Source organism: Alteromonas sp. ASW11-130 (genome assembly GCF_026183735.1).
In the GTDB taxonomy this organism is placed as follows: Bacteria; Pseudomonadota; Gammaproteobacteria; order Enterobacterales; family Alteromonadaceae; genus Alteromonas.
In genome coordinates this window covers 266,288-290,433 of sequence record NZ_JAPFRE010000027.1, presented here as the reverse complement: position 1 = coordinate 290,433, position 24,146 = coordinate 266,288, and the positions used below count along the sequence as shown (strand labels likewise).

Sequence of the window (24,146 nt, the reverse complement as noted above, 5' to 3'; positions counted from 1 at the left end):
CTTACCTTCGCAGGCGTTATTCAGTACCAGACTGTCGGCTTAACTGGTCTTTAAGATTGGGTGGAATACCTTTTATAGTCAACGTGTCGGTAGCTGGGTTATAAATAATCCTATCGCCTAAAAGTTTACGCTCAAAACTCAGACTAAGTCCCCCACCTTGCCCAGTGAACTTGGCCAATTGCTTCAACGCGGCGGGGTCAGGCTGGAAGGTGTCTTCTAAAGGGGTCTCCAAACCAGAAGTAAACGCTTTAAAATTATGTTGAGAAGCATCGTCACTTGGTAACCGAGTAGACAGTTCGGAAACGGATAAATCTTCTCCATTGTCAATTTTCTCTTTGAAGTACGATTTAACTTCCTGACGATGTTGCTCTTGTTCCTGAGGAGCCAAATTCTCGCTGGCCAAATAAGCATCGACGGTACTAACCAGTTGTTTATTTTGCAATTTAACATCTACTAACTCTTCGCAACCAATAAACTGCATGAAAAAATCGGAGACTTTTCTGCCCATTCGACCTTTTATAAATGAGATATAACGCTGTTGTTCAGGCTGGACTTGCCACTGTGTCAAATCTAGACGGACTGCCAATTGCATTTTTGCCAGGTCGAGATGTTCTCGAGCAGTCAGTTCTAATGCTTGATTAACCTCTACATGCGATCGCGTATTGAGTAGAGTGATCATTAAGTATTGTGTGGCCAGGTACTCGTATTGACAAAAAATTAAAAAACCCGTTTCGACCTGGCCGGTGTCAATTAGCGCTTGGATAAGCTTTTGAGTGGAATTCAGAGAAAACTGATGAAACTGTTGCTCTAGATCATCGGCACCGGCTTTTTGCGCGGAAACAAAATCCTTTAATGACTGATTAAACGGTGCTAATTCATCGCTGGCAGGTGCATCTTCTATAAAATGCCCCACTCCTTTTCCAGGCTTTGTATTAAAGCTGTGATTTATTTGGTGAGCCAAATGCTCAATTTCCGGCGTGATAGCAAGGCATTTTTCCCGTGGAATTGCCTGTATTTTGCCCTCATCGTTAATCACTATACGATGAACAACAAAATGATGAATCAGTGCGCTCATAAAGTAAAATTTGCCTTTTTCTTAAAAATTGTTTGAAAAATGCCCTAGGATAAGGAAGTTTAGTGAATGAATGATTGTTATCACTCAAACAACGATTATAATCATTTTATTCAAGAATTTATTCTTTTTATAAAAGAAAACATAAAAAAAGAGACACCAAATGCCTCAACAAAGCCGTTATCAGGATAAAGAATTTGAAGCACTGATGAATAAAGTCATTTTGACGCTGGAACAGGAAGGTGCCGACCGCGACTTATCCTTGATGGTGTTAGGAAATGTCATCACGCATATAATCAATACGCAGATCTCCGCCCCAAACCGTAAGCAATTTGCCGAACAATTCACCAGTATCCTTCTAAAAAGTATTAACGAGTAATCTGATAAGTTATGATTTTAGCTGAATCACCAAGGCGTCAACGGGTTACCAAACTGGTTAGCTGGGGACACTGGTTTGCGTTTGTAAACATTTTCCTTGCATTAATTATTGCGTCCGTTTTTATCTTTTCTTCACCTAGTCCCAATTCTGCCATCGGTACGCTTTATTTATTATCGAATTGGTTTGGGCATATAGGTTTTCTTACTTTTGCTGGTTTTGTCATATTTATTCTTCCATTATGCTACCTGGCCACGAACCCTAAAATTATAAAAGCAGCAGCCTCGATAATAGCGGCAATAGGTCTGGCGCTTCTGGCATTTGACGCTCTACTGTATAACCGCACGGGGTTTCATTTAAACTTCAGTTCTACCGATTTACTTCGAAGCGAAGCGCAAACGCAAATCAGCCAATTCGGCTTTCAACAATGGGGTTACCTATTGTTGCTATTTATCATTTGGTTAGGCTTCCAGTTGCTATTAGCGAATGCCATATGGAAGCGAATGGATCGTTTTCAGGAGAAAAAAATAGGCTTACCTGTGACTACTTTCTTTGTGCTCTGTTTTGTCAGCAGCCACGCCGTTCACGTTTGGGCGGATGCAGAACTCTATCAACCCATTATCAAACAAGACAATATGTTTCCGTTGTCTTATCCAGCCACCGCTAAAACGACCATGTCTCGCTACGGCCTTCTGGATTTGGAAACGTATGAGGAGCGCAAGCAACTTCAGTTTTCGTCTGATATCCATCAGATAGTTTACCCTGCAGAGCCAGTTTACTGTGCGATAGATAACAACCGCTCTATGTATCTGATAGTCCAAACCGACAATGGCAAGGAATTAGATACCAGCGGTTTGAACCTAACTAAAACAGATAACTATTTTACCAATGCTTCTTCGCTTGATGCATTAATCATGTCTACGCTATTTGGTGTGCCAGAAATATACTTTGAAAGTCTGACAAAAGAACGTCCGATATTAATGGAATTACCTGAAGCACTGGGTATGCCAGTAGCTATACATATAGACGAGTCACTACCGACGAGCATGTTAAACGATTACAAGCAGCCGATAGAAAACTCTCGCGCAGGTTTACATATTGCTTTTCTTCCTGCTGCGAAAATTAACACATTTATCGAGCAGGAAGAGATAGATGCTCAAAATAATGGCCTGATTATCGCCACAGGTTTCGAATCCGAAGCAGGTGCTCAGCGCGGCTCGTTATTAACTAATCTTGATGTTAAAGCTGAAGCAATAAGTACCGAAGATTTAGCACCGACAATCTTAAATTCGTTAGGTTGTAATGCACCCAGTCAATTCTATTCTACGGGCCAGGATTTTACTAATCCTCAAAGAAACTGGCTGGTAAGTACATCGGGAGAACGTGTCGTAGTAATTCACGAAAATCAACGTATTGAAGTACTCAGTAATGGTAGTTATGAAATTACTAATATCGACAATGGCAATAGAAGTAATGCATCCTTAAACGTTGATTTATTAAGCCGTGCTATAAAGCAGCTAACGCGATTTTCGCGTCCAAATTAAGCCACCAGCGTTAGCGGTTCTATTTCAGAAAGTGAAGTAAAACAGTGGGTGCAGGATGAGGCTATTTGACTTTGTTTATTTTCTGTTACCCATAACCTGAAAGGTATGCCTGCTGACGCTGCTGCTTCCAAATCGCGTAAGCTGTCACCGATCATCACTGATTGACTTAAATCAATACTGAAATCCTCAGCAGCCTGAAATAGTAAACCAGGTTGAGGCTTGCGGCAGCCACAATCAACCAGATATTCCGCTATAGCCTCTGTCGGATGATGCGGACAAAAATACACTGGAACAGGAGCAATGTCATTTTCCTCAAATCGTTTATTCATCCAATCACATAAATGTGCAAACGCCTCTTCGCTGAAATAACCTCTGCCTATGCCAGATTGATTAGTTACGATAATTGGAAGAAAACCTAATCTTCGAAAACCTTTAATCAATTGAAAGATCCCATTTACAAACTCAAAATCTGCAATTTTTCCCACATACCCCTTATCAACATTTACAATACCATCTCGGTCAAGAAACAACGCTTTATTGAGCATACTGTGTGTCCTTTTTAGGGTTGGGTAGAAGTGTCCACATTGTTATCGTAAAATCCACAGTGACACTATCAAGTATGTCACTTAACTTAGCACGTTTTTCGTCACTAAGTTTCCACACATAGGGAGTCATATTGAGTAAGCCTTGTTGGCGAACTGTGTCGGATAATTCCATCTTAAACGATAAGTGTTCAGCGGTGACAACGTCGAACTCACTAACCTGATGTAACTGCGGTTGATGTTGTTTTGGTGTTTTATAAATACGTTCTTTTAGTTCCCATAAGTGCTGCTTACCAGGCTCAACTGTTAGTACAATCCCTCTCGGTGCCAGTACTCTGGCATATTCTTTCATATTTCCGGGAGCAAAAACTTGTAATACTACATGTTGTGAGCCTGTTGGCAGGGGTAATCTGAAATTGCTTCCTACAGCAAATTCACACTTTTTATATGTTTTTGCAGCCAACTCAATTGCAGGTTTGGCAATATCGATCCCGGAACTGTTAACGCGAATATCTTCGTCATTTAAGCTATCTGTAACCGTCGCCAAATAGCTACCTTCACCGCAACCAGCTTCAAACAAATTAAATTCAGTCAGATTCAGTGACGATATATATTTACCTATCATTTCGCTGAGCTTTTGCATCAGCGGTTTATAGCCAGCAGTATCATGAAAATTTCTGCGCGCTCGTACCATCTGCTTATTGTCACCTGGCTCAAGTGAATGTTTGTATTGGACCGGAAGTAGATTTACGTAGCCAGACTTTGCGACGTCAAAGCTATGGCGTTTTGAGCATGACCATGAATTATTAATCTTTGATAGGGTATTGCAACAGAGTGGGCATAACCACATTAAAAGCAACTCTCACGAGAGAAATGTTGGTTAATTATATCAAGTTGAGCAAGCAGATGGAAAGAGGAGCAAAGGCTCCTCTCTCAGGATTTATCAAAAAGCTGGAAAATGCTGGAAAAGTCTTTATCCGCATTACCCTTATTTTGATGCAGCTTGTAAAGACTCTGCGCGGTCGCGGCCATTGGTGTTGGAGATTCACTATTCGACGCGGCGTTCATGGCTAAAGTAAGATCTTTATTCATTAACTTAACCATAAAACCTCCCTGATAGTCTTTCGATGAAGGGACATTCTCCATTACACCCGGACAGGGATTATACTTCTCTAACGTCCAGTTACTTCCTGAGCTTTGGAGCATAATATCGGATACCACTTTCGGATCCAGTCCGTTATCTATAGCAAGTTGCAGAGCTTCAGAAGTACCTGCCATCAATACGGCCAATAACATATTGTTACAGATTTTCGCTACTTGGCCAGCACCTGTATCACCCGCGTGGAATAGATTTTTTCCCATACATTGCAATACCGGCGTAGCTTTAGCGATGGCCTTTTCTTTCCCGCCCATGATAAAAGTGAGAGTACCAGCTTGCGCGCCAGCAGTTCCGCCTGAAACAGGTGCATCAACAAATAATCGTCCAGCATTGTTGACGGCCTCTCCCACCACGCGCGCTGATTCTGCATCGATTGTACTCGAATCAATCATTAGCGTGCCCGGCTTCGTAGCTTCGATCAGGCTTTGTTCACCCATATAAAGTGATTTAACGTGCTTCGCCGCGGGTAGCATGGTGATGACAACATCTACGTCTTTAACGGCTTCCATCGCACTTGCTGCCGCTTTTGCACCTTTGCTTTTAAGGGCAGCCACCGCCTCTTCGACTAGATCAAATACGGTAACCTGCATACCACTTTTTATCAGGTTTTCAGCCATAGGCCCGCCCATGTTACCTAAACCGATAAATGCTATTTTATTCATTTTTATTCTCCTAGCAGCGAAAGAGGATGCTCAGAACTTGCCCATGGGGAGGCAAAAAAGTGTTCAACCAGACTCATCGGCACGTCTTCTACCGATTCAAAACGCCAACTAGGCGCCCCATCTTTATCAATAAGTAACGCTCGTACACCTTCCTGAAATTCGCCCACTTCACCACACCGACACGACATTATTAGCTCCATTTTAAAACAATCCGCTAACGACAAATCCGCACCGCGTTTAATTTGTTGCTGGACTAAATGAACAGTAATGGGGGAGCCCGCTAAAAACGTTTTTTGAGCACGAGCTAGCCATTTATCATCGGCCGTCTTCATATTCCTGATGTTCTGAGCAACGTCAGAAAGTAAATCCGAATGACACAGTTCGTCGATTAATGCTTGATGACTTTCAACATTGGATGGCGCGATTTCATCTTCCGCAGGTACAAAACCTGACAACAGATGATTTAGTTTACCTGCTATGTCGTCTTCGGTTAGCCAGTTGTGTGACAATAACGCATTTATAGCATCGTCTCTGGAAGCATCATCACATATGTGATCAGCTAACCCAACGTATGAGGCATCAGCAGCGTTGAGGCTTGCGCCCGTTAATCCTAAAAACAGTCCGCTTTTACCCGGTAAACGTGGGAGGAAGTAGCTTCCGCCAACGTCTGGATAAAGGCCAATCGTTATTTCAGGCATCGCCAGACGAGAACTTGGGGTGACGACTCTATGACTCGCGCCACATAAAAGCCCCATGCCTCCCCCCATTACAATGCCACTTCCCCATACAACCACAGGTTTTGAGTAAGTATGGATTGTGAAGTCTAATTCGTACTCCACAGTGAAGAATTCTTGCAAAAAACCCGGAATGGCATCAGGCGAAGCTTTCATCGCCTGGTGCATCGAAACCACATCGCCGCCAGCACAGAAGGCTTTATCTCCAAAGCCATCGATTAACACCATGACAACATCTTCTCGATTTTGCCAGCTTTTAAGTGCATCAAGCATTATCTTAGCCATTTCTAAATCAAGTGCGTTCAGTGCTTTGGGCTTGTTTAATGTTAGGTGCCCTAGAAGCTGACCAGAAGATGTCTCCTTTTCCCGCACAAGCACAGGAGACTGCATATCTAGGCTTTCTACCATTAACTTTACTCCTTATCGAATTTCTCGTTCGTCACTAATCAGACGACGTCCTATAATCACGCGCATAATCTCGTTAGTCCCTTCAAGGATTTGGTGAACCCGTACATCACGCACGTGGCGCTCGAGAGGGTATTCTTTAATATAACCGTACCCGCCATGCAACTGCAGTGCTTCGTTACACACTTTAAACCCAATGTCAGTAGCGAAGCGTTTAGCCATAGCACAATAAGTGGTTTTATCCGCATCACCATTATCCAATTTAAACGCGGCCAGACGTACCATTTGTCGAGCTGCAACCAACTCTGTTGCCATATCAGCTAACTTAAACTGAAGAGCCTGGAAAGCTGCGATAGGTTTACCAAATTGTTCACGTTCTTGCATATAGTTTCGAGCAGTATTGAGCGCTTGCTGTGCGGTGCCAATTGAGCACGTAGCAATATTAATACGTCCCCCATCAAGCCCCTGCATAGCCATTTTAAAGCCTTGTCCTTCTTCTCCCAAGCGCCAGCTTTTCTTCAGTATGACATTTTCAAAAGTGATCATGCGCGTAGGCTGGGCATTCCAACCCATTTTTTCTTCAGGCTTACCATAACTGATCCCTTCAGCATCAGCGGGTACCGCAAAGGCAGAAACGCCTTTAGGACCGTCTTCACCCGTGCGGGCCATCACTACCAACACATCTGTGCTGCCGGCGCCTGAGATGAACACTTTGCTACCATTTAATACGTAACCACCAGCTTGCTCTTTGGCGGTAGATTTGAGCGAGGCCGCATCAGAGCCGGAGCCAGGTTCCGTTAAACAGTATGAAGCGAGTTTCTGACCCGTAACAAGGTCACCACACCATGCATCTTTGACTTCTTGCTGCCCCCAGGTTGCAATCATCCATGTGGCCATATTATGAATAGTCAACATGGCGGTAGTCGTGGTGCAGCCCATGGACAGTTCTTCAAAAATAATTGAGGAATCTAGTCTTGAAAGCCCTAGCCCCCCACTTTCTTCCGGTGTATATAGCCCGCAAAAACCAAGCTCACCTGCCTTTTGGATAGCCTCTACGGGAAAGTGATGGTCTTTGTCCCATTGCGCCGCAAACGGCGCTAATTCTTGTTCGGCAAATTGCTTCGCAGTTTGTGCAAATGCAATCTGGTCTTCTGTTAACTCAAAGTTCATGCAATTTCCTGCCTAATCCAGTGAGATAGTCATATTTGGGCCACCTGGAATATCCCCTTCCAGCCAGCGCGACGTAATTGTTTTTGTTTCTGAATAAAAACGAATCGCTTGCTTTCCGTAGGCATGTAGATCTCCATAGAAAGAGTTTTTCCACCCGGTAAATGAGAAGAATGGTAATGGCACTGGAATCGGAATATTAATACCTACTTGACCTACAGTAACTTCGCGCTGATATTTTCTAGCGGCCGGACCGCTGTTAGTAAAAATAGAAGTACCGTTACCATAAGGGTTAGCGTTAACCAGCGCTAAAGCATCATCCAGTGATTCTGCACTCATGCACGAAAGTACCGGTCCAAAGATTTCTTCTTTGTAAATATCCATATCGGTGGTGACATCTGAAAATACAGTAGGACCGATCCAATTTCCTTTCTCGTAACCTTTCAACGTAAAGTCAGAACCATCAACTAAACACTTGGCTCCTTGCTCTTTGCCTTTATCGATCATGCTTAACACTCGCGCCTTAGCTTGTGGGCTGATTAGCGGACCAAAGCCTGCATTTTCGTCGTCCCATAGCCCCGGCTTAACTTTACTGATTCTTTCGGCTAATTCAGGGATCCATTTTTGCGATTCGCCCACAAATACCGCTACCGAAATAGCCATACAACGCTGACCAGCAGCGCCTACGGAGGCACCCACCAAATTATTTAAAACGTGTTCTTTGTTAGCATCCGGCATAATTACTGTATGGTTTTTCGCACCGGCAAAACATTGCGCACGCTTCATGTGTGATGTAGCGGTACGATAGATATGTTGACCTACAGGCACTGAACCTACAAAAGAAACAGCTTTGATTCTGGGATCAGTCAGTAGCGGTTCAACCTGCTCTTTTCCACCATGAACAACATTCAAGACACCGTCAGGTGCGCCCGCTTCTTTAAACAATTCAGCCAATTTCATTGGTGTTAATGGGTCTTGTTCAGAAGGTTTTAGAACAAATGTATTCCCGCACGCAATAGCCATGGGGAACATCCACAAAGGAATCATCGCCGGGAAATTAAACGGCGTAATACCAGCGCACACCCCTAATGGCTGGATATAGCTGTAAGTATCAATACCACGCGCTACATTTTCAACCGTTTCCCCCATCATTAACGAGGGTACGTTCATGGCTTGCTCAACCACTTCGATACCACGCCATACATCGCCCTTAGCATCGTCGAAGGTTTTACCTGTTTCTGATGCCAGAATTTTTGCAATTTCTTCTTGATGCTCTTTAAGTAGAGCCTGATAGCGCATCATGATACGCGCACGTTGGGTAACTGGCACCTCGCGCCATGTTTCGAATGCCTTTTCAGCACTGGCAATGGCGGTTTCCATTTCCGCGTCAGTAGCGCGTGGAGCTTGGGCGATTACTGAATTGTCCGCCGGATTTGTTACATCGATAAATGAATCACAGGAGGATTGAACGAATTCTCCGTTGATAAGTAAAGGAACCTTTTGCATTGCAACCTCAACGTTGTCTGATCTGTAATGGACATACAGTACCTAAAAGTTACCCTTGACGTAAACGTAAACCATAGATGCTATATAGAATTGCATGTAAATTTAATGTGACAGCCCTGTTATGTTAACAGTTCAGTTGCGAATTATCCCGTTACCTTTATAGTGGAGAAACTAGAATCTATCTGTATCGTTTGACGTCTACCGCTTCAATCACATGATGTCATAAAGGAAAAGAAATGCTGTATCGCTTGGCTATTGTTGAAGATAATGCAACTGCAAGAGGGAACCTCCGCAGCCATATTTTGCCACTTGGTCAATTTGAAATCAGTAGTTTTAGCAATGGTACAGAACTTAAGTCCGCATTAAAAAAACAAAACTTTGAACTCATACTAATGGACTTTCATTTAGGACAGAGTAAAACAGGGGTTGAGTGGGTTCAGGAGTTGAGGCAAAGCCGGTTTATCAAGCCAAGCACGGGTATCATCTTTATCACTTCCGATAGAATGCCTCAAACTATTGGCCAAATAATTGATATGCATCCAGATATGTTAATTATTAAACCCTACACCATTGCCACTATCACGCGCTCAATCCTTCATTATCTCGACTATCGAGAATACGTTTCCTCGGCTCTATTTTCGTTAGATAATGACGACCCGCGTGATGCAGTAGTCAAACTAACTAGCTTGATGCGGAAAACTTTACCATCGAAAATTAAAACAGATGTGCAAAAACTCAAAGCACGCCTGTTAATTGAAGCAGGTCAGATAAAATTGGCCCGCAACTTATACGATATGGTGCTGGAAAAGTCAGATAAGGTGTTGTGGGCGCAGTGGGGAAAAATTAAATGTCAGTACGCCGATGGCGACTGGCATCACTGTACCGAGCAACTTCAATCTATGGTGAATACAAATCTAGCAAAAGATAAAGCTTTCGAATGGTTAGCGGGGCTTAGTTTTGAACAACAAAATTGGCCTCAAGCTGAGTACTTTTTAGATCAAATTAAAGTGAGTGATCTGAGTGTACAAGCCACCAAATTAAAGTCCATTTCGTACCAAAAACAAGACAAGGTAATTGAAGGCATAGACTTGTTGCAGCGCAAACGCGAGGTAAACCGAACAGCCAGGGACAAATTCAACGAGTTTACCTTCGAACTTGCTTCTTTTTATCTCAACATTGCCGAAGACCAGCCTCAGAGTAATCGAGCTGAAAGTGTAATGCAGGCTAAACGCCTGGTGGGTGTCGCCGGTCGCAATCAGGGTGATTTGCAACTCATACAAAAGCGCGATTTTCTGCTCGCTTATTCAGCGTTACTAGAGGGGGATGAAGAAAAAGCCAAACACTATATCAGCGGCGACAATATGCAGGTTTTTTTCCGAACGGATCCTCCCACCTTGCTCACCGCTGCGAAAGTATATAACGGTTTGGGAGATAAAGAACGCGCCAAAAATTTGGTGGTAATGGCGCATCAACGAAATCAGAATTTAATGAGTATTGCCGAACAGGTAAGTAATAAAGACGCCATTTATTCCGGCGAGTTGAGTATGGGTATTGCCGAAGAACGGGCTGCGGAGCTAAACGAACAAGGGACCATCATGTTCGTCGATAAAAAATATTCGAACGCTATGGAAAAGTTTTATTTAGCCTCTCAGCTTATGCCCGATATTGCCGCCTTCCCGTTGAACCTTTTACAATGTATGGTCGAAGCCAAACAGCCTGTCTATAGACGGTGCACCGTACCGGGGTTAATCGCTACACTGGAAACAATGAATCAGATGAGTGCAGCCAACAAAAAGCGTTTTGAACAGTTACAGCAAGCGGTCGCAAAAAAGAAGCAGCTGTTTATGCAGCCCCTACCTGACATGGATAATTTATCAGAGCCTTCTTCGAATAATAGCTGACTTTATTGACACCCCGTATCCTATTACTTCAAAACTATGCAGCTTTCACGTAGCCACGTAGGTATTGCATCGTTTAAGCCATTAGAAATTAATCACTTAAATGGTTCACCGTAAACGTGAGACTTGCAAAGTAAGTTTCGAAATCAGCCTGATTATTGTTTATCAGCGGGACGCCCCAGATTACGTTAAGAAGAACAGGACCTTTGTCAGTAAAGTTAAACATAACACGTCCGTGACTATTTGTTCGCATCGTCTGGGTATTATGCCCTGCCCCCGCCAACGGAGCAGCTTCTACCAGAGCGTGCTGGAGTGGTTTGCCTTTAAACAATACTTTTGCGGCGAGCGCCCCATCGGCAGGTAAGTCATAGGGATGACGCAGGGGCACAATTTCCAGGGTGTGGCCCACGGGAGTCATTACATTCGCCGATAACTCATTGCCAACTTGAATAATGGTTATTGCTTTGCGTGAATATAATTCAACTCCAGAGGATTTGGTTACTCCGTTTGATTCTCTGTATTTAAGAATGTCATGGAGACCTTCTTCTTGAGCATAGACATTAAATTTATCAGCCTTCAATTCACTCACACTATGATAGCTCTCAAAACCAATAATATAAGTACCTGACCGAAGCTTTTGTGTTTTAGCCACACCGGAGGATGAAGTAGATTTTGGAACTATGCTGGCAGCCATATCAACAACACCTTTTGGGGTATAGTTTCTTAACGCGACGATTTTATCCCACCGCAAGTTCCAGCTATCAGTATTATGTTTATGACCTATCTTAAACTGAATGGGAACGGAAGACGGCTTATCGTAATAGTACTGACCCGGCTCAAGCCAAAAATCATGGGGCATAACGTGGGAAGTTAGACTGATTAATAAACTCCCTAAAACAAACCTGTTTCTGAATCTCATTTATTTTCTATTGAATGTGGTATTTGCTTGTTTGATACCTATTTAAATTAATGAATGACCACGTCGGTCAATGTAAAGTGGAGTTAGCTACGCGTATGGGGTCGTGTGCTTTTTCGAGATTTTAACATTTTCTGATATACAAAAACTGTAAGATATCACCGCTTTAGGAATGGAGACGAACACCGTCGATATTTAAGATAGTATTGATGAGCAGATGACGAAGCGTTGCCGACCACCACTTTGGCGGTCGTTACAATAGCCTCTGGGAAGTCTACTCGTTTGCAATAAACTAGTTATTCCGTAAACGCGTTAACAAACTTGAGGTATCCCAGCGCTCTCCACCCAGTTTCTGAACGTCAGCATAATACTGGTCAACTAAAGCTGTTAATGCGAGTGTAGAGCCATTACGTCGGGCTTCATCTAACGCTATTGCCAAGTCTTTACGCATCCAATCTACCGCAAACCCAAATTCATACTCCCCCTTAAGCATAGTATGTGCGCGATTTTCCATCTGCCAGGATTGCGCCGCGCCTTTGCTGATAACATTGATAACTTGTTCGCAATCTAACCCCGCTTGTTGACCGAAGTGAAGGGCTTCAGCTAAACCTTGAACAATACCTGCAATGCAAATTTGATTCATCATTTTTGCTAACTGACCGCTCCCACAGTCGCCTAACAATTGGCTATGGCGGGCATAACATTGAATAACCGACTCTACTCGCTCGAAGTTACTTTGTTCGCCTCCACACATCACAGTAAGTTGACCGTTTTGAGCACCTGCCTGGCCGCCTGAAACCGGGGCATCAATAAAACCAATTTTTAACCTTTTTGCTTCCGCATAAATTTCCCGCGCCACGGCAGCCGATGCTGTGGTGTGATCGACTAAGATTGATCCGCTTTTCATGCTTTCTAGCAGTTGACTGCCGACCGACAACACATCATTGTCATCCCCCACACACATGAAAACGATATCTTGATCTGTCGCTGCTTCAGTAAGGGATGTAGCTACCTTTCCTGAATACTTACTGGCCCACTCCTGGGCTTTAGATTGGGTGCGATTAAAAACAGTGACATTGTACCCGGCAGAGGATAGATGCCCGGCCATCGGGAACCCCATTACTCCTAACCCGACAAAGCTCACATTGGATATCTTCATAAAATCTGTAATACACTAATTAAAAAGTTGTCTTAGAATACTATCAAAGAATCACGACATCATATATCTTCGGTGTAAAAATATAGTAAAGGAAACATATGGATAAGTCGGCTTACGATTTTAGCGCAACAAAAAACGATGGCAGTGAAATATCGTTAAAGGAATTTGCGGGCCAAGTGCTGCTAATCGTCAACACCGCTAGCAAATGCGGGTTCACGTATCAGTATGAAGGTCTGGAAAAGCTCTATCAACAATATTCTAGTCACGGGTTTTCAGTGCTCGCGTTCCCCTGCGATCAGTTTGGTCATCAAGAGCCTGGTAACGACGAGGAAATAAAGCAATTTTGTAACCTTAACTACTCAATTACTTTCCCATTATTCAAAAAAATAGAAGTAAATGGCGACAATACGCATCCACTTTTTGAATACCTTAAATCTGAAGCCCGCGGATTATTGGCATCAAAACGCATTAAGTGGAACTTCACTAAATTTTTAGTTAATCGCGAAGGAAAAGTAGTCCGGCGTTTTTCCCCCGCCTTTAAGCCTGAATCGTTGACCACAGAAATTAAACGTTACATTAATGGGGCTTCCTAATCAGCAGGTGTACGTATTTTCCCAGCCATTTAAAAGGAGCTTGTTGGCAATGTTGAAGCTCCAGCTCCAGTAACTTTTGCAACTGTTCCTCGTTGTCAGGTTTGACTTTCATGTAATCATGAAAGCAACGCACGCCAGTTACTTGTTCCACGACTAGTCCTTCGCTCTTCACATGCTCAATAACGTGCATCGGGCGTAATGGGTTTTTAGGGTTAAGTTTAACCTGATTTTTTACTTTCATTCCCTGTGCAATGTAATCGAAATTGCCGTAAAGCGCATTCGTGAAAAGCGTGGCATCGTAGTTAAAAAAACTTAAGCTCAAGCGACTACCTGGCTTCATCTGATTGAGCATGAGGGACAACGTATCTAGTGGCGCGTGCAACCACTCAAGCACCGCGTGACACACAATGATGTCAAATTGATGAAAATCTGATACTTCCTGTAATTGCTGATGACGAAACGCAACGTTTGCCATGCCGTCTAAATTTAATTTGGCATGCTCTAATATTTCTGCCGATGCATCTGTAAACACTACGTCATGACCAGCCTCTAGAAATACTTTAGTCATCAAGCCTGTTCCCCCACCCACTTCAATAACAGTTTGAGATGGGGATTCCAGCACCTTCGTTAAGGCATGAATTAACACTCTATGTCTTAATTGTCCTTTAGTCGTGCCATAGATATTGGCGGCGAATTTATCTGCCAAGCCGTCAAAATGCACGTCACTCTTCGTGGTACTCATAATTACGCCGGATTATCAATATCGATAAATTCCACATCTACATCTAACGTTGAGGCCAAATATTCGCCCACGGCCTTTACGCCGTATCGTTCTGTAGCATGGTGTCCTGCGGCGAAATAATGAATTCCTGATTCGCGGGCAATATGCGTAGTTTGTTCAGAAATTTCGCCGCTGACGAATGCATCGACGCCCAGCGCAAGGGCCTGTTCGATAAAACTTTGCCCACCACCAGTACACCACGCCACTTTTGCTATTTTTCTTGTCGACTCCCCTACGACCAACGGCACCCTTTTTAATCTATTGGCTATGAGGTCACCAAATTCCTTTCTTGATTTAGGTTGATTGTAATGTCCCTGGAAAACTATTCCTTCAGGGGAGAAAGAAGGAGCTGCACTAATTCCATCTAACTCTAGCATTTTTCCCAATTGTACGTTGTTGCCGAATGCGGGATGAATATCAATAGGCAAATGGTACGCGAACAAATTGATGTCGTTTTTAATTAAAGAAGCAACGCGGTTGTATTTTATTCCGGTAATCGTTGGCGACTCGCCTTTCCAAAAGTAGCCATGATGTACTAAAACCGCATCAGCATTACTGGCAATAGCCCGTTCTATAAGAGCCTGAGAAGCAGTGACTCCGGTAATTATCAAATTTATCTCTTTTTTTCCTTGGACTTGCAGTCCATTTGGACAGTAGTCGTTTACTTTATCCGGTTGCAGTAAATCGTTTAATTCTTGTAACAGCTGCGATCTTGTAGTGCTCACAATTTCACCTAAAATTAGACATATCGTTAAGAAAGCGTTATAAAAACATAGTCTATACAAATTCGCATTGATTTTATCGTTAACCAGGAACAAAGAGTCATAACTATAATGAGTGATTTAGATAAAGATAAGGTAGTAGCTGATTTCACCAAAAACTTTAAAAAAGCGGAAGGAAAAGAGCCTGAAATAGAAGCCAAGGGCGGCTGGTACAGTGTTAATGGTGGAAAGAATATGCGTTTAGCCCAGCTACAGGAATGGTCTGAAGAGTTGGCAGGAAGCAAAAACACTAACGCAGAATCTAAACCTGCTGAGAAAGCAAAAGCTAAAAGCAGCAATACTGATCAATCGGCTGGTAAAAAAACCAAGTCTACAAAAACCTCTAAAACTAAAAAAGGAGGCTTTTCTGTGAAAGCATTTTGGGTAGATAAAACCGAACAGGAAAACCCTGGGTCAATACCTCCCCGTTAAGCCTTGTACTCTTTCGCCTTCTTCTTTTAAGAAGGCGTTTATCCTTTTACCCTTCTTAAAGTACTATCCAAAAAATTAGCGAAGTTTTGTTTGTCCTTTTGATTCATCGCTGAGGGCCCTCCCGTTTGTACACCGCTACTACGCATCGTATCCATAAAGTCTCTTATATTTAAACGTTGCCTTACATTTTGCTTATCTAGCACATCTCCTCTAGGTGTAAGCACTAATGCGTTCTTCTCAATTACTTCAGCGGCAAGAGGGATATCAGATGTGATGACGAGATCGTTAGCTTCTACACGTCTAACGATCTCGTTATCCGCGATATCAAAGCCTTTCTCAACCTGCATAAGATTAACAAAACGGTGTGCCGGAAGTCTAAACGAATGATTTGCTACAAACGTAGTTTCCGTTTTAGTTCTAAGTGCGGCTTTAAATAAAATCTCTTTTATTGCCACAGGACATGCGTCAGCATCTACCCATATCTTCATTCGACGTCCTTCTTTGTAAGTAACCAAGTGGTGCTGGTGGCTTCGCATTTACCTTTTAGCTTGTTTGGCATGTTAACCGTTTCTACCCGTGTTAACGTAAATAATTGCTGGTAATATGTTCTTATGTCTTCGCTGGTGATCGCAAATGGTGGTCCATCCATTTGAGTAATATCGTAGTGTAATGTAATCAATAACTGCGGGGCATGACTTGTAATTTGCGGAAGTAACGTAACATATTGTTTTCTCAATCCTTGCGGTAGTGCCACTAAAGAAGCACGGTCATACACACAATCAATTTCTAAAAGATGGATTTGTTTTAAATCAAAAAAGTCACCTTCATAAATGGTGATTCCAGCAGCCGAATGAACAACAAATTTCCCCATATCTCTAACTTTGGGTGAAAGCCGAAGTTGCTCAAAAAGCGAATCTATTGCTGTACGGCTTAATTCAACTCCCGTTACTTTATAGCCGTTTTCCAGCAGCCAACCTATATCGAGGGTTTTACCACATAAGGGTACGAAGACATGTCCGCCCATTGGAGAAATCCGCTGAATATATTTTGTCAAACGAGGATTGACTGTATCTTCATGGAAAGCTATTTCTTCTTTTTCCCAGCGGTCATACCAAAACTGTTTATCCATACGTTACTCTACCCTCGCAATACCACTTTCAATTCCACACGAAACAAATGGGATCAAATGCCTAATGACATCTTCAATATTTACTTGCTGGTGAAAATCGGATGCTGCTATTTCTTTTAAAGCCTGGCTAGAAGACATGGAGAATACAAAACTGCCGAGCGCAAAATGAAGTCGCCAAAAGAGCTCTTCATCTTCAACGCTAGGCAAACAACTTTGTATCAGCACCGTTAGTTTAGAAATGGTGGAGCCATAGTGGGTCATTATAAATCTACGTAAATGACCTTGTGTTTCATTGTAACCATGCCCAAGTAACTTCACAAAGATCTCTGTTCCGCCAGGGCGCAGTTCATTTAGCGACATAACAGGTTCGATCAGTTTCTCCAGCACGGCGCGGATGGAGGTATTTTGTGCAGAATTCAAAGCGCACTCTACCAGCGGCATCAAATCATCAAAATAGCGTTTGAGAACTGATTGAATCAAATTTTTCTTATTGCCGAAATGATAGTTAACTGAAGCGAGATTGACTTCTGCTTGTGAAGTAATTTGCCGCATCGATGTTTGCTGAAATCCTTGTTCGGCAAAAAGCATCTCTGCGGCATTTAAAATACGTACTTTCGTCTTTGTAGACATGACCGCAATTTAAAACCAGCTTTTAGCCTGGCTGAGGACACGCATAACGGTCCGCTCTGCGGCCTGAGCAAAAGAAACCCCTAATTTCTCCGCCATATTTTTCTTAACGGTGTACTTGACGCTGAAAATTTCGCGTTTTGGATAGTTGGATAAAATGTAATCATCCGACGTCATGATTTCGTCCACTAAGCCTAGCTCTTTTGCTTTCACTCCGGGCCAAAACTCACCCGTGGCTACTTTATCTATATCCATTTTTGAACGCTGACTTTGTACATAGTCTTTAAACATGTCGTGGATTTCTTCAATTTCTTCACGAAACTTTTCTCTACCCGCATCAGTATTTTCACCAAAAATAGTGAGCGTTCGTTTATATTCACCGGCGGTGTGCTGCTCAAATTCAATATCATTCTTTTTAAGCAGTTTATGAAAGTTTGGTAACTGTGCTAACACGCCAATTGAACCTATGTAAGCAAAACGTGAAGCCAATAAATGATCAGCAACACATGCCATCATATAGCCGCCACTTGCTGCGACTTTATCAACCGCAATGGTTAGCTTAAGCCCTTTATCCTTAAGGCGTTGCAATTGCGAAGCGGCTAAACCATAGCCATGCACTACTCCCCCGCCACTTTCAAGACGAAGTAGTACTTCATCTTCGTCGCTGGCGACACACAAAATCGCGGTGACTTCTTCACGTAAACGTTCTACCTCGTGGGCATCCATTGAGCCATGAAAATCGACAACAAATAAACGAGACTTATCTTTAGCCTCATCCTTCTTTGCCTTTTCTTCTTTTTTCTGCTCTTTTGCCAGTTTTTTAAGGGTTGCTTTGTCTAGCAATACATTTCGCGCATACTGAGTAATATCTTTGAGCTGATTAGTAAGCGATAAAATTTCCAGCTGTCCTTTGCCTTGTTTTTGTTTGCTGGCTGCACCTGCAATAACTGCCACAATAACGATTAAGGCCACGACAATGGTTACTGCTTTCGCTAAAAATAGCCCATATTCGTACAAAAACTCCAAACTCAACTCCTATAAAATATAAAACAAAAGGACCATAGTGGTCCTTTTGCGCACTACTATTTACAGTAGTTTACCAGTGTTAACTTACTCTGACGACAGTGTTAGCTGCTTAATTTTGTTTTCTTCTATTTCGTCCTCAGTAAACAGAATAGGTCTAAACTGTGGCTTTTCAGAATATAATTCAGTTTGATCAAGGAAGTGATCGCTTCCGTACACTTTGGACTGGGAGTACGTCAATAGACCTCGTCCTTCTGGCCCATCTTCCGTGAAGTTGATAACCACCATCCAGCTACTACCGTAGTTAATATGGTAGCCTTGTGCTTCAGCACTCATGATGGTATCGCTATTCAGGGGTGCATAAGTATGACGCGGCAATAATGTTCCATTGTTCCCTGAAACAATATCAAAAACGTTGAAACCGCCTTCGATATTATGCGCGCCCGCCCACGGTAATTTATTACCAGAAGGAGTGCCATCAGGTAAGCTCCGCTCCACAAACTGAACTTCGCCGAGAGTCGCAGCCGGTGAAACGCCCGCCGCTTTAAGAACCTGCACTGCCTGCGCGAATTGACTTAGTGTTACATCATTCTGCAACAATCCTGATGGAGTAGTCGCTGGTTCATCTGGATTAAACGGCACTTCCCATTGAGGATCGTTATTAAATTGGAAAGCAAATTCTCTGAATACATGTCCAGCCACGCTTTCTTTATTCATCGTCCCATCCCATGTGGCGAGCGCAGAACACGCTGCCGAGATATCGACCATTTCCCCGTCGACATTAACTGGCGTAGTACCTTGTCTCTCACATAATTGTAGTAAGCTACTCAATACGTTTTCTGCTAAGTAACTACGATTACTCAACAACAACCCTTCAACTTCATCTGGGGCAAACGTACTATCTGCTCCGGCTTCTTCATGAATAAATTTCTGCCCCATTCGAGAACGCAGGCTTTGCTGATTGTTTGTTTTTCCATATAAAGGAGAAACGCCTTCTATTGGCGATTCCAAGTTCGTCAACCAAAAACTGTCATTGGAGTTTTGAACATAATCATTACCCTCATATTTTGGCGCCTTCTCATAGGGAACGGGGCGTTCAAAATCAAATACAGATAAGTGACCTGGCAATATAGTAAAGCCCGCAGCCGCTTTTGCTCCTACTAATAATGGATTCGTCGTCATCTCTTCTATGGCTGTTTCAGTGAGATTAGGAACGGTGGAGTCATCAATATAAAACACTTCACCATCTTTTGATGAGGCCATTGTATTGTTGAAGATAACACCATCGTAATCTTTAAATGCCTGTTTAAACTCTTCTATATTGGAGGACATATTCATAGCTAGCCAATGATCGACAATATCGAAATTAGGCAGGTTGGCGTCTTTAATTGCATATGCGTTCGTGTCATCCCATTCAAAGTTTCCGGGTACTACAATCATTGGTCCATAATTTGTATAGTAAGCAGTTTTGTTCAGCTTCATTGTTGAACCTGTACCGTCAGCCACCTCTATTTGCATATCTTTTTCGAAAATAGTGATGGGTTGACCATCTACCCTATGTGTAAGATTTGTTTCGTCATCAGCATCTAATGTCAATTGATACACTACAAAATGTTCTGCCGTAGAGAAAGTATGGGTCCAAGCCATATTTTCATTAAATCCGATATTCACGGCACCGGGTAGACCCATTAGCGAACTGCCAGTCACGTTCAGATGATCGGGGATCATCGCATGAAATTGCCAGAAACGTAGATTGCCGGTGTGAGGAAAATGCGGGTTAGCTAACACCATCCCCTTTCCATTTGTAGTTTTATCACTACCTAATCCCCAACCATTTGAGCCCATGTCCTGGGGATTGTTCTCTGGTAATTCGACACTAGGTGTCATTAATAGCTTACTCGTGGTATCTACGGTATCAGGTGTTGGGAGGAAGTCTTTACCTGGGGGGGCAGCCGCAAACATCGCATCTAAAAAGTTCGCTGCGCCTGGGAGTAACGCCACCCCCAATGAATACGTTAGCAGATCGATACTATCTATTTCCTGCACCCACGGCTGGCCTGCACAAGCTGGATCTTGTTCTTCTACTGGCGTTTCTGCCAAATATTTATTGTAGCCTTTCGTGTAGCCGCTAAACATTGCACGGCTGTTAGCAGAAAGACGTGGTAAATTATCTTCTGCCATCTCTCTGATTTCTAACGTCAGAAAGCCGAAATCGTTTATTAGATGCTTAGAGTCGCCGCTACCCAGCTCCAAATCAGGACCAAAATATTTTGCGCGTTCAGAATTATATTTTACAATTTGGTCAGCCAATATGCATAAATTATCCTGCGCAAATGCGTACCCCACGCCATAAGCCATACTTTCAAGATTATCTGCCTTAACATGCGGTACCCCGTAGGTTGTCCACCTTATATCCGCTGTTAACACGCCGTCTTCATCAAAGGCAGTAACAGGTGCTTCAACTAGAGCGGGCTCTGATGTGTCGGGGGGAGTCGTCTGAGTTACCTCATAATCTGGATCACTTCCGCACCCGCCTGTTCCCAGTGCTAAAATACACGCGCCCGCGAGCAAAGATAATGATTGCTTAATCTGTTTATTATTATTGAACTTTATGATTCGCATATTAACGTCCTTGATAATCTTGAGGAACTTCTAGCATTGCACAGATCAGACCTCTTAACAACCCGTTAACAACTTGTTTGGCGTACAAAAAAAGCCAGCGAATGCTGGCTTTTTTTAGATAGAGGAGCTACATATTGCTTCTTAGTTTGCTACCACTTCTTCGTTTGTAATAACGATAGCTTTTGCATCACTAGATATATATCCTGCCACTTCTTTTTGCATTTCCTCTGTTACATCAGGATAAACAGGGTTCAAACTTGAACCATGCACACCTTTAACAAACTTCACTTGTCCACTTACTGTGCTTTCGCCAGTAACCGTTGATGAAACTTGCTCAAGGCCAATTACTGATGCCAGAGGATTCTGACCTGACAAAGGTAATGACGTAGTGGGCGGAATTACTTGATCTGGGAGATTTTCCTCTCCACCATCGCCGATTACGGTCATCATATGAACAGGCGTATTTTCACCTAACATTTTACCGTAATTGTTCGGATCTGCTGAATCAACAACGGTTTGCGCAGCAAAGGCAAACTTACTTAACGTAGCTTGAACCTCGGCTAACTGTTCTGGTGTTGCATTGTCATAAAACATCTCAAACGCCGCAACAAGCTGCGCTTCGGACACATCTGCCGGATCAGTATCGGGATAAAGTTGACCAAGCATATCCACAAACTCAGGTGAACTTTCTCTCAATAAAAACCCTTTAATCAGGCCGCCGAAAGACTGCGACTCCAGTAAAAATGTGGCTACACCACCCCCTGGAGACTCTAAAGATGCTTCTTTAATAGCATACATTCCGTCTAGCGCACCTAGTTGCTCACCCATTGTGGTGTTAGCCACCGCTGCAAAGTTACCGCCCGTCATTGCACCCAAAGATACACCCATAACGGAAACACGTGAAAGGTCGAAGTCAGCGGCATCTGCAGACGTCATATCAACCACAGCATTTAAGCCAAGACGCAAGCCCAGTAAATCGGCAACACTTTGACGAAGATTGTCACGGGTAGTTGGTAAGCTTGCTAAATTCATGTAGTGCGTTGCACTTACTGTAGTAGCATTAATCTCATCACCTTCTTTGGTTGAGTCGAGATCATATCCACGACTCCCATGTAAAGGATGATCAATGGCTACGGAGGCAATACCTGCAAGGGATAGTGTTCCAGTGATTGCCAGCATATCTTCTTTCTTACTGGTGATGCCGTGGGCAAGTATTACCACAGGCCAGCCAGCTTCCGGCTTTGCAATCGGCGACATGTTTACTGAGGTTAATATAGCATTGGCTACATCCACATCAGGCACCGTTACTTGTACCTCGAGTGTTACCTTACCTTCATTGGGACCGGTTTCTTCTGGGATTGGGTTGAATCGGGTAATATTGCGGTCTTTATCTACTAATTCACCATTTACCCGCAAGTCCGATAGTCCAAGCTGTTGACACATCTCAAAGTTCGGGCCTGGCGTAGCAGCCGCTAGCACTTCGTCTGACGCGCCTGCTAATACGATTCCGCTGTCACATGCTGCAGTCCAAAAACCGGTTACCGGAGCTGTTGGGTTTTCGGCAGAAGCTACGCCTAGATAATAGGGTAAGCTGATAGTCCCTTCGTAACGCTTAGCCGCACAAAATGGACCTACTTCAGCAAGAATACTCGTTGACAACTCGGCTGCAAAACTGTCTAAACCGGCATCGACGGTTGGAATACTTGTAGTATTCCCTGTTGTAGCTACGAACGCACCAGCTTGAGCTGCAAATAAACCGTCACAGGACTGTAACGAACTGAAATCGGTAGCGGTTATGAACGGCTCTAACGATTCAGATTCTTGTGGAAGTTCTGAGATGCCCAGCAAGACCGCTCCGTCTAAGGTATCATCATCAACCAGATTCAACGCTTCCATAGAATTCTTAGCGTCTTCAGCATCAGCAATAACAATAGCCGGTAAGGCTGAGCCAGCAGCTGGGTCCTCAGCGGCTGCACGGGCCGCAAATTCAGCAATCATTTTCTGTTTGATTGACTGCAATACAAAATCCGTAGACTGCGTGGTAAACGCAGATACATACGTTATGTTTTCACGTTCAAAGCCTTCTTCAAGCAATGGATCAATAAAGCTATTTACTAGCGTCTGAAGCTGAAGCTGTGAATCACTCGACAACGGATTGGTATTAATATCCTGGCGTACTAAATCCCAAGATGTGGACCCTTGAACTGCGTTACCATTAGAATCCTTTAAGTCCGTAGTCATCACCAGCATATGACCTTGGGCTGCCTTCAAAGGTTTCAACGGCACGACGGAAATCGTATCACTGTCTACAAGACTTAATACATAGTCCACCCCAAAGGTTAATTTATCACCAATTTTACATCCCGAAGATGGGATTTCGGCTTGGGCACAATCTGGATCTGACTGATCGAGTCCCAACGTAGCTTCATAAATGTGAATACCAGCAGATAAGGTTGACTCATCAAGTGATACGCCAGTATCGGTTTCAACGTTGATAACGAAAGGATGTTGCGTAGACCACCCATCCAATATATTTAAAGCATTTTGAGGGTCAGAAAAATCTGTAGCATCATCTACAGGTATGTTTAACGTGTAATCAAAGAAACCATCGTCCCCTGGTAACATAAGAAGATCATTTGGTGTATTCAGTTCACCCTCAGCCGGGTCGAAAACGATGCGGGAAGATGGGCTAACGGTAGTTGTTTCTGCCTGTACATCTTCGATGGTTTCACCACCGCCACAGCCTGTTAGTCCAAGTGCAAGAGCAACACTGGAGCTGATAAAGAGTTTTCTCATTGTTTCTCCCTTAAAACCTTTGTTGTTATTCTATTTGTTCGCTTTCAATCATTCTTCTTTTGGAAAAGCTTCGTAAGAAGATAAACAAAAGCGAAATGTAAACATGTTAGACCAGTTGTATAAAGCCAATCTTATTGACTTTACAGGAACTTTGCAAAGGTTTGTTAATACTTTGTAAGTCAAAACGTAAAAAATGCAGTTGAATTGAATATTTACTTTACGGCCTTAACAGGTATCATTCT

Annotated in this window: 22 protein-coding genes and 1 pseudogene; 5 read left to right on the top strand and 18 right to left on the bottom strand. The window is 43.1% G+C overall.

The window, feature by feature from the left end; all coding sequences use genetic code 11:
• Positions 1–16: 16 nt before the first annotated feature.
• A complete protein-coding gene (gene yejK / locus OPS28_RS10430; protein ID WP_265609393.1) occupies positions 17–1,075 on the bottom strand; it encodes a nucleoid-associated protein YejK in 1,059 nt (352 codons plus the stop codon).
• 160 nt (positions 1,076–1,235) lie between these two features.
• Here yejK and OPS28_RS10425 point away from each other — a divergent pair, with 160 nt between their 5' ends.
• Both OPS28_RS10425 and OPS28_RS10420 read left to right on the top strand, forming a co-directional pair.
• Positions 1,236–1,451: a DUF1414 domain-containing protein gene (locus OPS28_RS10425; RefSeq protein ID WP_265609392.1), complete on the top strand. Its 216-nt coding sequence runs from the start codon at positions 1,236–1,238 to the stop codon at positions 1,449–1,451.
• Positions 1,452–1,462: 11 nt separating this feature from the next.
• Entirely contained in the window at positions 1,463–2,992 is a 1,530-nt protein-coding gene (locus tag OPS28_RS10420; protein WP_265609391.1) for a DUF3413 domain-containing protein, read from the top strand.
• Here OPS28_RS10420 and OPS28_RS10415 read toward each other — a convergent pair.
• From OPS28_RS10415 to OPS28_RS10390, 7 genes and pseudogenes are all read right to left on the bottom strand, one after another.
• Positions 2,989–3,537 (bottom strand): D-glycero-alpha-D-manno-heptose-1,7-bisphosphate 7-phosphatase, encoded by a 549-nt coding sequence (locus OPS28_RS10415; protein ID WP_265609390.1) that lies wholly within the window; start codon positions 3,535–3,537, stop codon positions 2,989–2,991. The two genes, OPS28_RS10420 and OPS28_RS10415, sit on opposite strands and share 4 nt — an antisense overlap.
• Entirely contained in the window at positions 3,527–4,228 is a 702-nt protein-coding gene (locus tag OPS28_RS10410) for a methyltransferase domain-containing protein (RefSeq protein ID WP_265609389.1), read from the bottom strand. The genes OPS28_RS10415 and OPS28_RS10410 overlap by 11 nt, the downstream gene beginning before the upstream one ends.
• Positions 4,229–4,264: 36 nt before the next feature.
• A pseudogene (locus tag OPS28_RS17150) lies at positions 4,265–4,384 on the bottom strand (putative RNA methyltransferase); the annotation flags it as partial.
• Positions 4,385–4,467: 83 nt separating this feature from the next.
• Positions 4,468–5,355, bottom strand: a complete 888-nt coding sequence (gene mmsB / locus OPS28_RS10405) for a 3-hydroxyisobutyrate dehydrogenase (protein ID WP_265609388.1) — start codon at positions 5,353–5,355, stop codon at positions 4,468–4,470.
• A 2-nt stretch (positions 5,356–5,357) separates the two neighbouring features.
• The gene (locus OPS28_RS10400) at positions 5,358–6,497 is read right to left on the bottom strand and encodes an enoyl-CoA hydratase/isomerase family protein (RefSeq protein ID WP_265609387.1); all 1,140 of its coding nucleotides are present in this window, start codon (positions 6,495–6,497) and stop codon (positions 5,358–5,360) included.
• Positions 6,498–6,509: 12 nt separating this feature from the next.
• Positions 6,510–7,664 carry an acyl-CoA dehydrogenase family protein gene (locus tag OPS28_RS10395; RefSeq protein WP_265609386.1) on the bottom strand — a complete coding sequence of 385 codons (1,155 nt, stop codon included), beginning with the start codon at positions 7,662–7,664 and terminating at the stop codon, positions 6,510–6,512.
• 12 nt (positions 7,665–7,676) lie between these two features.
• Complete coding sequence (locus OPS28_RS10390; protein ID WP_265609385.1) at positions 7,677–9,167, bottom strand: CoA-acylating methylmalonate-semialdehyde dehydrogenase; 1,491 nt, start codon at positions 9,165–9,167, stop codon at positions 7,677–7,679.
• Between the two features lie 236 nt (positions 9,168–9,403).
• Between OPS28_RS10390 and OPS28_RS10385 the strand changes: the two genes are divergently transcribed.
• On the top strand, positions 9,404–11,068 hold the full coding sequence (locus OPS28_RS10385) for a response regulator (RefSeq protein ID WP_265609384.1): 1,665 nt from the start codon (positions 9,404–9,406) through the stop codon (positions 11,066–11,068).
• An 88-nt stretch (positions 11,069–11,156) separates the two neighbouring features.
• On the opposite strand, the gene OPS28_RS10380 is transcribed toward OPS28_RS10385, so the two are convergent.
• Positions 11,157–11,984: a DUF4198 domain-containing protein gene (locus tag OPS28_RS10380; RefSeq protein ID WP_265609383.1), complete on the bottom strand. Its 828-nt coding sequence runs from the start codon at positions 11,982–11,984 to the stop codon at positions 11,157–11,159.
• A 289-nt stretch (positions 11,985–12,273) separates the two neighbouring features.
• Positions 12,274–13,140 carry an NAD(P)-dependent oxidoreductase gene (locus OPS28_RS10375; RefSeq protein WP_265609382.1) on the bottom strand — a complete coding sequence of 289 codons (867 nt, stop codon included), beginning with the start codon at positions 13,138–13,140 and terminating at the stop codon, positions 12,274–12,276.
• Between the two features lie 98 nt (positions 13,141–13,238).
• On the opposite strand from OPS28_RS10375, the gene OPS28_RS10370 reads away from it, so the two are divergent.
• On the top strand, positions 13,239–13,733 hold the full coding sequence (locus OPS28_RS10370; RefSeq protein ID WP_265609381.1) for a glutathione peroxidase: 495 nt from the start codon (positions 13,239–13,241) through the stop codon (positions 13,731–13,733).
• On the opposite strand, the gene OPS28_RS10365 is transcribed toward OPS28_RS10370, so the two are convergent.
• Positions 13,717–14,475 (bottom strand): methyltransferase domain-containing protein, encoded by a 759-nt coding sequence (locus tag OPS28_RS10365; RefSeq protein ID WP_265609380.1) that lies wholly within the window; start codon positions 14,473–14,475, stop codon positions 13,717–13,719. The genes OPS28_RS10370 and OPS28_RS10365 overlap by 17 nt on opposite strands.
• Positions 14,476–14,477: 2 nt before the next feature.
• Entirely contained in the window at positions 14,478–15,239 is a 762-nt protein-coding gene (locus OPS28_RS10360) for a Nif3-like dinuclear metal center hexameric protein (protein WP_265609379.1), read from the bottom strand.
• Between the two features lie 108 nt (positions 15,240–15,347).
• On the opposite strand from OPS28_RS10360, the gene OPS28_RS10355 reads away from it, so the two are divergent.
• Positions 15,348–15,707 carry a hypothetical protein gene (locus OPS28_RS10355; RefSeq protein ID WP_265609378.1) on the top strand — a complete coding sequence of 120 codons (360 nt, stop codon included), beginning with the start codon at positions 15,348–15,350 and terminating at the stop codon, positions 15,705–15,707.
• 38 nt (positions 15,708–15,745) lie between these two features.
• Here OPS28_RS10355 and OPS28_RS10350 read toward each other — a convergent pair whose 3' ends face one another.
• From OPS28_RS10350 to OPS28_RS10325, 6 genes are all read right to left on the bottom strand, one after another.
• Positions 15,746–16,195: a YaiI/YqxD family protein gene (locus OPS28_RS10350; protein WP_265609377.1), complete on the bottom strand. Its 450-nt coding sequence runs from the start codon at positions 16,193–16,195 to the stop codon at positions 15,746–15,748.
• The gene (gene tmpT / locus OPS28_RS10345) at positions 16,192–16,836 is read right to left on the bottom strand and encodes a thiopurine S-methyltransferase (RefSeq protein WP_265609376.1); all 645 of its coding nucleotides are present in this window, start codon (positions 16,834–16,836) and stop codon (positions 16,192–16,194) included. Before tmpT ends, OPS28_RS10350 begins: the two co-directional genes overlap by 4 nt.
• A 3-nt stretch (positions 16,837–16,839) precedes the next feature.
• Positions 16,840–17,466: a TetR/AcrR family transcriptional regulator gene (locus tag OPS28_RS10340; RefSeq protein WP_265609375.1), complete on the bottom strand. Its 627-nt coding sequence runs from the start codon at positions 17,464–17,466 to the stop codon at positions 16,840–16,842.
• 9 nt (positions 17,467–17,475) lie between these two features.
• Positions 17,476–18,489 (bottom strand): protease SohB, encoded by a 1,014-nt coding sequence (gene sohB / locus OPS28_RS10335; RefSeq protein ID WP_265609374.1) that lies wholly within the window; start codon positions 18,487–18,489, stop codon positions 17,476–17,478.
• 84 nt (positions 18,490–18,573) lie between these two features.
• Positions 18,574–21,108, bottom strand: coding sequence for an acylase (locus tag OPS28_RS10330; RefSeq protein ID WP_265609373.1), 2,535 nt, complete (start codon positions 21,106–21,108; stop codon positions 18,574–18,576).
• A 141-nt stretch (positions 21,109–21,249) separates the two neighbouring features.
• Positions 21,250–23,904 (bottom strand): VolA/Pla-1 family phospholipase, encoded by a 2,655-nt coding sequence (locus OPS28_RS10325; RefSeq protein WP_265609372.1) that lies wholly within the window; start codon positions 23,902–23,904, stop codon positions 21,250–21,252.
• Between the last annotated feature and the right edge of the window lie 242 nt (positions 23,905–24,146).

Coding starts and splice junctions, on each gene's coding strand:
- OPS28_RS10385 (WP_265609384.1), top strand. CDS start 9,404: ATGCTGTATCGCTTGGCTATTGTTGAAGATAATGCAACTGCAAGAGGG.
- OPS28_RS10395 (WP_265609386.1), bottom strand. CDS start 7,664: ATGAACTTTGAGTTAACAGAAGACCAGATTGCATTTGCACAAACTGCG.
- OPS28_RS10365 (WP_265609380.1), bottom strand. CDS start 14,475: ATGAGTACCACGAAGAGTGACGTGCATTTTGACGGCTTGGCAGATAAA.
- OPS28_RS10370 (WP_265609381.1), top strand. CDS start 13,239: ATGGATAAGTCGGCTTACGATTTTAGCGCAACAAAAAACGATGGCAGT.
- OPS28_RS10340 (WP_265609375.1), bottom strand. CDS start 17,466: ATGTCTACAAAGACGAAAGTACGTATTTTAAATGCCGCAGAGATGCTT.
- OPS28_RS10380 (WP_265609383.1), bottom strand. CDS start 11,984: ATGAGATTCAGAAACAGGTTTGTTTTAGGGAGTTTATTAATCAGTCTA.
- OPS28_RS10355 (WP_265609378.1), top strand. CDS start 15,348: ATGAGTGATTTAGATAAAGATAAGGTAGTAGCTGATTTCACCAAAAAC.
- OPS28_RS10400 (WP_265609387.1), bottom strand. CDS start 6,497: ATGGTAGAAAGCCTAGATATGCAGTCTCCTGTGCTTGTGCGGGAAAAG.
- mmsB (WP_265609388.1), bottom strand. CDS start 5,355: ATGAATAAAATAGCATTTATCGGTTTAGGTAACATGGGCGGGCCTATG.
- OPS28_RS10330 (WP_265609373.1), bottom strand. CDS start 21,108: ATGCGAATCATAAAGTTCAATAATAATAAACAGATTAAGCAATCATTA.
- OPS28_RS10415 (WP_265609390.1), bottom strand. CDS start 3,537: ATGCTCAATAAAGCGTTGTTTCTTGACCGAGATGGTATTGTAAATGTT.
- OPS28_RS10350 (WP_265609377.1), bottom strand. CDS start 16,195: ATGAAGATATGGGTAGATGCTGACGCATGTCCTGTGGCAATAAAAGAG.
- OPS28_RS10425 (WP_265609392.1), top strand. CDS start 1,236: ATGCCTCAACAAAGCCGTTATCAGGATAAAGAATTTGAAGCACTGATG.
- yejK (WP_265609393.1), bottom strand. CDS start 1,075: ATGAGCGCACTGATTCATCATTTTGTTGTTCATCGTATAGTGATTAAC.
- OPS28_RS10410 (WP_265609389.1), bottom strand. CDS start 4,228: ATGGTACGAGCGCGCAGAAATTTTCATGATACTGCTGGCTATAAACCG.
- OPS28_RS10325 (WP_265609372.1), bottom strand. CDS start 23,904: ATGAGAAAACTCTTTATCAGCTCCAGTGTTGCTCTTGCACTTGGACTA.
- tmpT (WP_265609376.1), bottom strand. CDS start 16,836: ATGGATAAACAGTTTTGGTATGACCGCTGGGAAAAAGAAGAAATAGCT.
- OPS28_RS10390 (WP_265609385.1), bottom strand. CDS start 9,167: ATGCAAAAGGTTCCTTTACTTATCAACGGAGAATTCGTTCAATCCTCC.
- OPS28_RS10375 (WP_265609382.1), bottom strand. CDS start 13,140: ATGAAGATATCCAATGTGAGCTTTGTCGGGTTAGGAGTAATGGGGTTC.
- OPS28_RS10420 (WP_265609391.1), top strand. CDS start 1,463: ATGATTTTAGCTGAATCACCAAGGCGTCAACGGGTTACCAAACTGGTT.